This is a genomic window from Serratia plymuthica NBRC 102599, assembly GCF_001590925.1.
Lineage (GTDB): Bacteria > Pseudomonadota > Gammaproteobacteria > Enterobacterales > Enterobacteriaceae > Serratia > Serratia plymuthica.
Genome location: NZ_BCTU01000010.1, coordinates 162,887 through 173,826, shown reverse-complemented (window position 1 = coordinate 173,826; position 10,940 = coordinate 162,887). Strand labels below are relative to the sequence as shown.

Annotated in this window: 9 protein-coding genes; 3 read left to right on the top strand and 6 right to left on the bottom strand. The window is 60.0% G+C overall.

What is annotated here, in order from left to right; genetic code table 11:
* The 6 genes from rsxC to SPL01S_RS07310 form a co-directional block, all read right to left on the bottom strand.
* Positions 1–1,827: electron transport complex subunit RsxC (rsxC, locus tag SPL01S_RS07335; RefSeq protein WP_063198590.1), on the bottom strand; the 1,827-nt coding region annotated here is incomplete at its 3' end.
* Complete coding sequence (gene rsxB / locus SPL01S_RS07330) at positions 1,820–2,392, bottom strand: electron transport complex subunit RsxB (protein WP_004943888.1); 573 nt, start codon at positions 2,390–2,392, stop codon at positions 1,820–1,822. The genes rsxC and rsxB, both read right to left, overlap by 8 nt.
* Positions 2,392–2,973: an electron transport complex subunit RsxA gene (rsxA, locus tag SPL01S_RS07325; protein WP_004938443.1), complete on the bottom strand. Its 582-nt coding sequence runs from the start codon at positions 2,971–2,973 to the stop codon at positions 2,392–2,394. Before rsxA ends, rsxB begins: the two co-directional genes overlap by 1 nt.
* A gap of 145 nt (positions 2,974–3,118) precedes the next feature.
* Positions 3,119–3,559, bottom strand: a complete 441-nt coding sequence (locus tag SPL01S_RS07320) for a DUF2569 domain-containing protein (RefSeq protein ID WP_062870685.1) — start codon at positions 3,557–3,559, stop codon at positions 3,119–3,121.
* A 147-nt stretch (positions 3,560–3,706) separates the two neighbouring features.
* Positions 3,707–5,212 carry an L-arabinose isomerase gene (araA, locus tag SPL01S_RS07315; RefSeq protein ID WP_063198587.1) on the bottom strand — a complete coding sequence of 502 codons (1,506 nt, stop codon included), beginning with the start codon at positions 5,210–5,212 and terminating at the stop codon, positions 3,707–3,709.
* A gap of 36 nt (positions 5,213–5,248) precedes the next feature.
* On the bottom strand, positions 5,249–6,934 hold the full coding sequence (locus tag SPL01S_RS07310; protein WP_063198585.1) for a ribulokinase: 1,686 nt from the start codon (positions 6,932–6,934) through the stop codon (positions 5,249–5,251).
* A gap of 362 nt (positions 6,935–7,296) precedes the next feature.
* On the opposite strand from SPL01S_RS07310, the gene SPL01S_RS07305 reads away from it, so the two are divergent.
* Genes SPL01S_RS07305 through araH form a run of 3 tightly spaced genes read left to right on the top strand, consistent with a single transcriptional unit; the run spans position 7,297 to position 10,877 of the window.
* Positions 7,297–8,280, top strand: coding sequence for an arabinose ABC transporter substrate-binding protein (locus SPL01S_RS07305; RefSeq protein ID WP_037433948.1), 984 nt, complete (start codon positions 7,297–7,299; stop codon positions 8,278–8,280).
* Positions 8,281–8,340: 60 nt separating this feature from the next.
* The gene (gene araG, locus SPL01S_RS07300; protein ID WP_063198583.1) at positions 8,341–9,876 is read left to right on the top strand and encodes an L-arabinose ABC transporter ATP-binding protein AraG; all 1,536 of its coding nucleotides are present in this window, start codon (positions 8,341–8,343) and stop codon (positions 9,874–9,876) included.
* Positions 9,877–9,893: 17 nt separating this feature from the next.
* On the top strand, positions 9,894–10,877 hold the full coding sequence (gene araH, locus SPL01S_RS07295; RefSeq protein ID WP_062870690.1) for an L-arabinose ABC transporter permease AraH: 984 nt from the start codon (positions 9,894–9,896) through the stop codon (positions 10,875–10,877).
* The last annotated feature ends 63 nt before the right edge of the window (positions 10,878–10,940 follow it).

Genomic DNA, 10,940 nt, shown 5'->3' with positions numbered 1-10,940 from the left:
AATAGCCGCCGCGACCGCCGCCTTGCGTGGATCTTCCTCTGTCACCGCCGCTGCCGGTTCGGCCGGCGCGGTGTCGACAGGTGTTTCAACCCCGGCTTGCTGCGCGGCTTTTTTGGCTTTTACCCGTGCCAGCGCGGCGGCAACCGCCGCTTTACGCGGGTCTTCACCTTCAGCGACCGTTGCCGCATCTGGAGCGGTTGTCGTCTCCAACTGAGCGCGGCGTTCGCGAGCCTGAGCCTTGCGGGCTTCGCGGGCGGCAATCATCTCGCTGTTGTCTGGGGCATCACCGCTCACCGTGCCGGTCGCCGGCGCGGCATTTTTACTGCGTACGCGCGCCAGAGCGGCCTGAACGGCATCCTGATCGTCATCGGTCAGTTTGACCGCTGCTTTCTTGTGGCGTTCTTCACGCGCCAGTTTTTCGCGCTCCAGTCGCGCCAGCTTGGCTTCATAACGCGCCTTGGCTTCGGCGGTGCGTGCGGCTTCCTGATCGATGGCTTTGATCTCGGCCTTTTCCTGGCGGTAATACTGCACCAGCGGAATATTGCTTGGGCAGACAAAGGCACAGGCACCGCATTCAATGCAGTCGAACAGGTTATGATTGCGGGCTTTTTCGTGTTCTTCGCCGCGGCTGAACCAGTAAAGCTGTTGCGGCAACAGGCCCGCCGGGCAGGCGTCGACGCACAGACCGCAGCGGATACAGGACTGTTCAGGCTCCTGCGGCGCCATTTCGTTGACCGACGGGGCCAGAATGCAGTTGCTGATTTTAACGATCGGCACGTTAAGGGCGGGCAGGGTAAAGCCCATCAGCGGGCCGCCCATCACCACCATTTGCTGTGCCTGCGGCTGGAAGCCGGCAAAATTCAACAGGTGCTGCACCGGCGTGCCGATGCGCGCCCACAGATTGCCCGGCTGGCTGAGCGCATCGCCGGTCAGGGTCACTACGCGCTCGATCAGCGGTTCGCCGTCAACAATGGCGCGCTTAATGGCGAAAGCGGTGCCGACGTTTTGCATCAGCACGCCGATGGCGGAAGAGTGCTTGCCGTGCGGCACTTCCTTGCCGAGCAGGATCTTGGTGAGCTGCTTGGCGCCGCCGGAAGGGTATTTGGTCGGGATCACCCGCAGGGCGATGCCCGGTTGATCGCGCAACGCCAGCTTCAGGGCTTCGATCGCTTCCGGCTTGTTGTCTTCGATGCCGATCAGCGTGACTTTAGGTTGCAGCAGGTGACGCAAAATCTGCGTGCCTTCGATAATCTGGTCGGCGTGTTCGCGCATCAGACGGTCATCGGCGGTGATATAAGGCTCGCATTCGGCTGCGTTGAGGATCAGCGTTTCCACGCCGTTCATGCCGCCCTGTAGCTTGCTGGCTGTAGGGAAACCGGCGCCACCCAGCCCGGCGATGCCGGCCTGATGAATGCGTTGCAATAGATCCTGCGCCGCCAGTTGGCGATAGTCCGCCACCGGCGCACGCTCGCACCAGCGGTCTTCGCCATCCGCCTGGATTATCACGCATAACTCCGCCAGCCCGGAAGGGTGAGCGGTGATATGTGGTTTGATGGCACTGACGGTGCCGGAGGTCGGCGCATGTACCGGCACCGTGCGGCCGCGGCCCACGGTCAGCGGTTGGCCCTTCAGCACTCGGTCACCGACGTTGACGCACAGCTCGCCTTCCGGTCCAAGATGCTGTTGCAGGGGAATAATAAAACTGTCGGCCAACGGAGCGGTGCGCAGAGGCACTCCGCTGGACTGAGTCTTCATTTCCGGTGGATGGATCCCGCCGTCGAAATCCCAAATCCGGTCTTTTTTGAAGGCGGCGAACAGATTAAGCATGTTGCTCCACGTGGATCACTTGCACCGGAATCGTCTTCATATCCCACTTCCAGTTGGCAGTGGTGGTGGCGACCGGCTTCATTTCAATACAATCGGTAGGGCACGGCGCAACGCACAGGTCACAGCCGGTACAGAGATCGGTAATTACGGTGTGCATGGCGCGCGTGGCGCCGACGATGGCATCCACCGGGCAGGCCTGAATGCACTTGGTGCAACCGATGCAGTTGGCTTCATCGATATAGGCCACCTGGCGCACCGGCTCGGCGGCGGCTTCGCTGCCCAAGGGTTGCGGCTCGACGTTAAGCAGTTCTGCCAGTTTCAGCATCACCTGCTCGCCACCCGGCGCGCATTTGTTGATCATCTCGCCGTTGGCGACGGCTTCGGCATAAGGGCGACAGCCGGGGTAACCGCACTGGCCGCACTGGCTCTGCGGCAGGATCTCGTCGACCTGCTCGGCCACCGGATCTTCTTCCACTTCAAAGCGGCGCGCGGCAAAGCCCAGCACCAGGCCGAACAACAGGCCGAGGGCACTAAGCGCGGCAATAGCAATCCATAACGCCGTCATTAGAATTTCACCAGCCCGGTAAAGCCCATAAAGGCCAGCGACATCAGCCCGGCGGTGATCAGCGCGATGGAAGAACCGCGAAATGGCGCCGGCACGTCGGCGACGGCCAAGCGTTCACGAATGGCGGCGAACAGCACCATCACCAGCGAGAAACCGGCGGCGGCGCTAAAACCGTACACCGCCGATTGCAGGAAGTTGTAGCCGAGATTGACGTTAAGCAGCGCCACGCCGAGCACCGCGCAGTTGGTGGTGATCAGCGGCAGGAAGATACCCAGCAGGCGATACAGCGCCGGGCTGGTTTTGCGTACCACCATCTCGGTAAATTGCACCACAACGGCGATCACCAGAATAAATGACAGCGTGCGCAGGTACACCAGATCCAGCGGAACCAGAATAAAGGTGTTGATCACCCAGGCGCTGACGGAGGCCAGCGTCATGACAAAGGTGGTCGCCATCCCCATGCCGATGGCGCTTTCCAGCTTCTTGGATACGCCAAGGAACGGGCACAGGCCAAGAAACTTCACCAAAACGAAGTTATTCACCAGGACGGTGCCAACAAACAGGAGCAGGTATTCGGTCATTGCGATGCCTAAAAAAATAAAAGCCGCCTATTATCGGGAATTGGCGGCATAACGACAACATAGGGATAGCAAGGTTATTGCTCTTTTTGCCCTTTTTTGGCGAAAATTTACACAATTATCCGCACAAAACGTGCCACAGCGGCACTCAGCGTTCGGTAAAGGTGCCTTTTACCCGTTGGGAACGCTTCATGTAGGGCACCAATAGCGCCGCCATCAACAGGGGCCAACCCAAACTGCGTACCGCCAGTTCGTCCGGCACCGGTGCAAAGGCGAAGGCTTTTATCGCCAGCAGCACGGTGATCAACAACCACACCAGGAACAGTTTGGGGAAACGCTGCGAGCGCTGGCAAAACAGCCACAGCAGCCACAGGGTAAAGCACCACATCGCCAGCGTGGTCAGGACGGACAAATACCATTGCAGGGTAAATGCCTGGGCGTTGGTCAGCAGGTATTCGCGCGATTCCGGCATGAAAATCGCCATGCCATACAGGAGCATCATCAGGCTGGCGCTAAGCAGGGTGACAATCATATAGGCCATCGGGGCCAGCAACCAACCGCCAATACGGGTGTATTCAGCTTGAGACATAAACGGCTTCCTGGGTAAGACATGAAGCCGCATAGCTTAGCGGGTAATAGGGGGTTAGTCATCAATATCAAGCGGATGGTCGGGACAATGAGGCAAGGGCAGCACGTTTGGCTACCGGCAGCCGGTTTTCCCCCGGCTGCCGACAGATTAACGGCGGTTTAGCTGGTAGTAGGCTTCGTTCCAGCGGATTTCGTTTTTGAACGCCGGCAGAGCAGTGGCGTTATCGATCAACAAGAACTCGATGTTGTGCATCTCGGCGTACAGCCGCAGTTGGTCTGCGTCCAGCGCCTGGGAGAACACGGTATGGTGCGCGCCGCCGGCCAGGATCCAGGCTTCTGCGGCGGTGGCCAGCGTCGGCTGAGCCCGCCAGATGGCGCGCGCTACCGGCAGCTTGGGCAGCGGGTGCGGCTGTTCCACGGTATCCACCTGATTGACCAGCAGGCGGAAACGGTCGCCCATGTCGATCAGGCTGGCGTTAACCGCCGGGCCGGCCGGGGTGGAGAAAATCAATCGCGCCGGATCCGCCTTGCCGCCGATGCCGAGCGGTTGAATGTCCAGCAGTGGCTTGCTTTCTTTGGCGATTGAGGGGCACACCTCCAGCATGTGCGAACCGACCACCAGATCGTTGCCCGGCTGGAAGTGATAGGTGTAATCCTCCATAAACGAGGTGCCGCCGTTCAGTCCATCGGCCATCACTTTCAGGATGCGCAGCAGCGCTGCGGTCTTCCAGTCGCCTTCGCCGCCAAAGCCGTAACCCTGTTGCATCAGGCGTTGCACCGCCAGCCCCGGCAGTTGCTTCATGCCGTGCAGGTCTTCAAAGTTGGTGGTAAAGGCCTGGAAATTGCCTTGTTCCAGAAAACGCTTCATCCCCAATTCGATGCGTGCCGCGTCGATCAGGTTCTCGCGCTTTTCACCGTTGATTTTCGCCGCATCGCTCAACACATAGCTGGCTTCGTATTCTTCAATCAGCGTGTCCACATCGCCACGGCTGACCTCATTGATCACGCTGACCAAATCGCCGATGCCATAGGCATTGACCGAGTAGCCGAACTGGATCTGCGCGCCGACCTTATCACCTTCGGTCACCGCCACTTCACGCATGTTGTCGCCAAAACGTGCCACTTTCAGCTGCCGGCTTGCCTGTTTGGCGGCGGCGGCACGCATCCACTGGGCAATGCGGCGGTGTGCTTCAGGATCCTGCCAGTGGCCGGCAACCACGCTGTGCTGCTGGCGCATGCGGGCGCCGATAAAGCCGAACTCACGGCCGCCGTGGGCGGTCTGGTTCAGGTTCATAAAGTCCATATCCATGCTGTCCCAAGGCACCTGGGCATTGAACTGGGTATGGAATTGCAGCAGCGGTTTGTTGAGGATAGACAGCCCGGCGATCCACATTTTGGCCGGCGAAAAGGTGTGCAACCAGGTCAGGATGCCGATGCACTCCTGGCGATAGTTGGCGTCGCGGCACAGTGCGGTAATTTCATCCGGTGTGGTGACCAGCGGCTTCAGCACCAGTTTTACCGGCAACCCCGCCTCACGGTTGAGACTTTCCACGACCTGTTCGGCGTGCGCCTTGACCTGTTGCAGGGTTTGCGGGCCGTACAGGTGCTGGCTGCCGATGGCGAACCAGATTTCATGCTGCTTAAATGCATCCATCAGAGACTCCTGGGGGTTAGTGTTGGGTATCGGGATTCAGCATGGCGAATCTGCGCCAGGGGCGTAGCGCGGCTCGGCGGCCAGGCACCATTGCTGATAGCGTTGATAAAGCTGTTGATAGCGCGTGACACGCTGCGGATCCGGCTGCAGCGTGCGTTCGATGCCGCAGGCCATCTGGCGCTGCGCCTCGGGCACGCTGCCGAAACGGCCGGCGGCCACGGCGGCGAAGATCGCCGCACCCAGCGCGCAGCATTGATCGGAGGCGACAATCTGCAACGGTCGGTTCATCACGTCGGCGCAGGCCTGCATGATCGTCGGCGATTTCCGCGCGATGCCGCCCATGGCCAGCACGTTGTCGACCGGGATATCCTGCCGTTCGAAGCACTCCATGATGGCGCGGGCGCCAAAGGCGGTGGCGGCAATAAATCCGCCAAACAGCGTCGGTGCGTCGGTCCCGAGGTTCAAATCGGTAATCACGCCCTTCAGACGCTGGTTGGCATAGGGGGTGCGGCGGCCGTTAAACCAGTCCAGCACCACCGGCAGGTGATCCAGCGACGGATTGTTGGCCCAGGATTCGGTCAGCGCGGCCAGCAGGCCGGCTTCAATCTGTTTCAACTGCGGTTGCAGTTCGGGGTGGTTTTTCGCCGCCTCATGCAGCGGCCAGCTCAGCAAACGGCTGAACCAGGCATACATATCGCCAAAGGCCGATTGCCCGGCCTCCAGACCTATCAGTTCCGGCACTACGCTGCCGTCGACCTGGCCGCAGATCCCTTCGATCGCGCGCCCGTCGACCCGCTGACGATCGGCGATCAGGATGTCGCAGGTGGAGGTGCCAATCACCTTCACCAGGGTATAGGGTTGCGCCCCGGCGCCCACCGCGCCCATATGGCAATCGAACGCGCCACCGGATAACACCACGCTCTGCGGCAGCCCGAGGCGTGCGGCCCACTCGGCGGTGAGCGTGCCGACCGGCAAATCGGCGGTGTGGGAGTCTTCAAACAAAGGCCAGGGCAAGTCTTCGACCAGCAGGGGATCGAGCGCGGCGAAAAACGCTTTCGGCGGCAGGCCGCCCCAGTCGGGGTGCCACAGCGTTTTATGCCCGACGCTACAGCGCCCGCGTTTCAAACGCTGTGGGGCGGTGGTGCCGGACAGCAACGCCGGCACCCAGTCACACAGTTCCACCCAAGAGGCGGCGGCTTGGCGCACCCCGGCGTCCTGACGCGAAACGTGCAGGATCTTGGCCCAGAACCATTCGGATGAATAGACGCCGCCGATATAGCGAGAATAGTCGGGGAAATCGCCGCTGCGGCACAGCCGGTTGATGGCGTCGGCTTCCTCGATGGCGGTGTGATCTTTCCACAGCACAAACATGGCGTTCGGGTTGTCGGCAAACTCCGGCCGCAGCGCCAGCACCTTGCCCTGCGCGTCAATCGGCGCAGGCGTGGATCCGGTGGAATCGACCCCGATGCCGATCACCTGCAGCCGTTGCTGCGGGGACATGCGCTGCACCAGGCTGACGATCGCCTGTTCCATGGCTTCTATATAGTCGAGCGGGTGGTGGCGGAACCGGTTCTCTGCGGCGTTGCAGAATTCGCCGCGCTGCCAGCGAGGGTAGTAAACCACTTCGGTATCCAGCTCCTGGCCGTTATGGCAGTCAACCGCCAATACCCGCACCGAATCGCTGCCGAAGTCCAATCCCAGGGCAATAGCGTCTGCCGTCATGATGTTGACTCCTGATGTGTAAATACGCTGTGACAACCATAGGAGCCGGAGCGGTGGGCAGGTGAGGAGCCATTAGCTGGAAGTATGCACTTTTCTGCTTCGCACAGTGATTTTGTGACGGTTGTCATAAGTTGATGTTTGGCGAAACTCGCTAAATATATGCACATATCTGCTGTATTCCACGGATGTGATAGCGCTCTACATTTTGGCAACAAATACCCGCTAAAACTTAATCCGTCTTACAGCTGGTGTTGGGAGATGCCGCGCAAACAAGCGGCGCACCGACAACAGGTACCCTAATGATAACGTTTTCACGGCGAGCGAATTTATTCGCCGAAGAGAACAACACTGCGGAGAGCATCATGCATAAATTCACTAAGGCGTTGGCGGCACTGGGGCTGGCGGCCGTTATGTCACATTCGGCTGTCGCCGAGACCATGAAGCTGGGCTTTTTGGTCAAGCAGCCAGAGGAACCCTGGTTCCAGACCGAATGGAAATTTGCCGACAAGGCCGGTAAGGATCTCGGTTTCGACGTGATCAAAATCGCCGTGCCGGACGGGGAGAAAACCCTTAACGCCATCGACAGCCTGGCGGCCAGCGGAGCCAAGGGCTTTGTCATCTGCACGCCCGATCCGAAGCTCGGCTCGGCGATCATGGCCAAGGCGCGCAGTTACAACCTGAAAGTGATCGCCGTGGACGATCAGTTCGTCACTGCCAAGGGCAAACCTATGGACAGCGTGCCGCTGGTGATGATGGCGGCCACCAAAATCGGTGAACGCCAGGGCCAGGAGCTGTGGAAAGAGATGAACAAACGCGGCTGGAAACCGGCGGACACCGCCGTAATGGCGATCACCGCCGATGAGCTGGATACCGCCCGTCGCCGCACCGGCGGTTCGATTGCCGCGCTGAAAGCGGCCGGCTTCCCGGAAAAACAAATCTACTCGGTACCGACCAAGTCCAACGATATCCCGGGGGCGTTCGACGCCGCCAACTCAATGCTGGTGCAGCATCCTGAAGTGAAAAACTGGCTGATTGTCGGCATGAACGACAACACCGTGCTGGGCGGCGTGCGCGCCACCGAAGGCCAGGGCTTCAAGGCACCTAACGTGATCGGCATCGGCATCAACGGTGTGGATGCGGTCAGCGAACTGTCCAAGGCGCAGGCTACCGGTTTCTACGGGTCGCTGCTGCCAAGCCCGGACATTCACGGCTACAAGAGCATTCAGATGCTGCATGACTGGGTAGAAAAGGGTGTGGAGCCGCAGAAATTTACCGAAGTGACCGACGTGGTGCTGATCACCCGCGACAACTTTAAAACCGAACTGCAGAAAAAAGGCCTGATGTAATCACCGAGCCGCCCGCAGCGTAACGCCGGGCGGCATTTTTGACCGCAGGAGGATCGCATTATGACCGCCGCATTGCCGTATCTGACGTTTAAAGGCATCGGTAAAACCTTCCCGGGCGTGAAGGCGCTGGACGATATCAGTTTCAGCTGCCAGGCCGGGCAGATCCACGCGTTGATGGGGGAAAACGGCGCCGGGAAATCCACGCTGCTGAAAATCCTCAGCGGCAACTACGCGCCGACCCAGGGCGAAATTCAACTGAAAGGCCAGCCGGTTCAGTTCACCAACACCACCGATGCCTTGAACGCCGGGGTCGCGATTATCTACCAGGAGCTGCATCTGGTGCCGGAAATGACGGTGGCTGAGAACATTTATCTCGGCCAGTTGCCGACCAAGCTCGGGCTGGTGGATCGCAAGCTGTTGCGTTACGAATCCCGCTTGCAGCTGGAGCATCTCGGGTTGGATATCGACCCGGATACGCCGCTGAAATACCTGTCGATCGGCCAGTGGCAGATGGTGGAAATCGCCAAGGCGCTGGCGCGCAACGCCAAGGTGATCGCGTTTGACGAGCCGACCAGTTCGCTGTCTGCCAGAGAGATTGAGCAATTGTTCCGGGTGATCCGCGAACTGCGCGCCGAAGGGCGGGTGATCCTCTACGTTTCGCACCGTATGGAGGAGATCTTTGCCCTCAGCGATGCCATTACGGTATTCAAAGACGGCCGCTATGTGCGCACCTTTGACGACATGAACCAGGTCAACAACGCGCAGCTGGTGCAGGCGATGGTGGGCCGCGATCTCGGTGACGTCTATGGTTATCAGCCGCGTGAGCTGGGGCCGGTGAGATTGTCGCTACAGGGATTGCAGGCGCCAGGCGTCAAAACCCCTATCGATCTGAGCGTGCGCGCCGGGGAGATCGTCGGGCTGTTCGGCCTGGTGGGCGCCGGGCGCAGCGAACTGATGAAGGGCATTTTCGGCGCTACGCGGGTCAGCCGCGGGCAACTGACGCTGGATGGCCAGCGGCTGGACATCCGTTCGCCGATAGACGCTATCCGTGCCGGCATCATGCTGTGCCCGGAGGACCGCAAGGCGGACGGCATCATTCCGGTGCATTCGGTGCGGGACAACATCAACATCAGCGCGCGGCGTAAAAGCATCCGCGCAGGCTGCCTGATCAATAACGGCTGGGAAGTCAGCAATGCCGACCACCACATCCGTGCGCTGAATATCAAAACCCCAAGTGCCGGTCAGCTGATTATGAATTTATCCGGCGGTAACCAGCAGAAGGCGATTCTGGGCCGCTGGCTGTCGGAAGAAATGAAAGTGATCCTGCTGGATGAGCCGACGCGCGGTATCGACGTCGGCGCCAAGCATGAAATTTACCATGTGATTTACCAACTGGCGCAGCAGGGCATCGCGGTGCTGTTCGCTTCCAGCGATTTGCCCGAAGTGCTGGGGCTGGCAGACCGCATCATCGTGATGCGCGAAGGCGCCATTTCCGGCGAATTATTGCATGACGATGCCAGCGAGGAAAAAGCCCTCAGCCTGGCGATGCTGCGCACCCCCGATATTGCCCCTGATGCCGCTGTGGCGGTGGCTTGATTGTGAAGGAGAAAGAGATGTCGACCATAACGACCCATTCTGTGAAAAACCGCAGCGGCCGGGGGCTGGCGCGTATCTGGGACAGCTACGGCATGCTGGTGGTGTTCGCGGTGCTGTTTATCGCCTGCGTAGTGTTTGTGCCTAACTTCGGTTCTTTCATCAACATGAAAGGGCTGGGGCTGGCGATATCCATGTCCGGCATGGTGGCCTGCGGCATGCTGTTTTGCCTGGCCTCCGGCGACTTCGATCTGTCCGTCGCTTCGGTTATCGCCTGTGCCGGGGTTACCACGGCGGTGGTGATCAACCTGACCGAAAGCCTGTGGATCGGCGTAGGCGCCGGCCTGCTGTTGGGCGTGGCGTCGGGGTTGATTAACGGTTTTGTCATCGCCCGGCTGAAAATCAACGCCCTGATCACCACGCTGGCCACCATGCAGATCTTGCGCGGGCTGGCCTACATCATTTCCGACGGTAAAGCGGTGGGCATTGAAGACGAACGCTTCTTCACCCTGGGCTACGCCAACTGGCTGGGGTTGCCTGCGCCGATCTGGATCACCGTCGCCTGCCTGATCCTGTTCGGTTTCCTGCTCAACAAAACCACCTTTGGCCGCAATACGCTGGCGATCGGCGGCAACGAAGAGGCGGCGCGGCTGGCTGGGGTGCCGGTGGTGCGCACGAAAATCATCATCTTTGTGCTGTCCGGGCTGGTGTCGGCCGCCGCCGGCATCATTCTGGCTTCGCGCATGACCAGCGGCCAGCCGATGACCTCGATCGGCTATGAGCTGATCGTGATCTCGGCTTGCGTGTTGGGCGGGGTGTCGCTGAAGGGCGGTATCGGCAAAATTTCCTACGTTATCGCCGGCATCCTGATCCTCGGTACGGTAGAGAACGCGATGAATTTGCTGAATATCTCGCCGTTCTCGCAATATGTGGTGCGCGGCGTGATCCTGCTGGCGGCGGTAATTTTCGACCGCTACAAACAGCAGGCCAAACGTACGGCGTAGAAAATCGTTAACCCTGCTCACAGTTCTGCCATCGGCTCAGGCAGTAATCTGCCGGGCCGATAC